Source organism: Snuella lapsa, from assembly GCF_039539345.1.
Lineage (GTDB): Bacteria > Bacteroidota > Bacteroidia > Flavobacteriales > Flavobacteriaceae > Snuella > Snuella lapsa.
Genome location: NZ_BAABCY010000118.1, coordinates 1 through 961, shown reverse-complemented (window position 1 = coordinate 961; position 961 = coordinate 1). Strand labels below are relative to the sequence as shown.

At 34.7% G+C, this 961-nt stretch carries 1 protein-coding gene; it reads left to right on the top strand.

Annotation, left to right across the window (positions count from 1 at the left end):
• Nucleotides 1–113: 113 nt before the first annotated feature.
• On the top strand, nucleotides 114–961 hold an 848-nt coding region (locus tag ABD792_RS19110; RefSeq protein WP_345008187.1), incomplete at its 3' end, for an IS3 family transposase.

Genomic DNA, 961 nt, shown 5'->3' with positions numbered 1-961 from the left:
ATACCAGAGGATACAATAGAAGTCAAAAGATTACGTAAAGCCCTTAAAGAAAAGGAACTGGAGCTTGAGATTTTAAAAAAGGCCGTGCACATCTTCTCCAAGAGCGATGGGAAATCTACGGGTTTATAGCCAGTTATAGACATTTATATCCCATTGAGAAGATGTGCAAAGTATTAAAAGTAAGCAGAAGTAGTTTTTATAGGTGGTTCACAGGTGGTCCTGGCAAAAGAGCATTGGAGCATAGTTTGTTTACTGATTTGATAAAACAAGAATTTAACAGGAGTAAGCAGATCTATGGCTCGACAAGAATAGCAGAGCAATTAAGGCGCAATGATTATTGTATATCCAGGCGAAGGGTCTCTAAAATCATGAAAGAGAACAATTGGATTAGTAAGCACAAGAAGAAATTTAAGGCTACTACAGACTCGAACCATAAATATCCTATTTGCAGGAATTTATTGGATAGAGACTTTAACCCTGGTAGATTAAATCAAGTTTGGGTATCTGATATCACTTATATCAAAACTCAAAAAGGTTGGCTGTACTTAACCACAATCATTGATTTATATGACAGACAGGTAATAGGTTGGTCATTAAGTACAAGTTTACATGCAAACCAAACTATTATCCCTGCTTGGAAAATGGCAATATCAAAAAGAAAAATAACACAGTCTTTACTTTTTCATTCCGACAGGGGCATACAATATGCTTCAAAAGAATTTAGAAAACTGTTAAAGTCTAATACTTTAATTGCTCAATCCATGAGCAGGAAAGCAAATTGTTGGGACAATGCCGTGGCAGAGTCTTTCTTCAAGACACTAAAAATAGAACTTGTTTATGATAATCAATTTAAAACCATAGAACAGGCTAAAACCAGTATTTTTGAGTATATAGAAATATGGTATAACAGAAAGCGATTACATTCTTCTTTGGGATATAAAACACCTTTTGAAGCAGAACA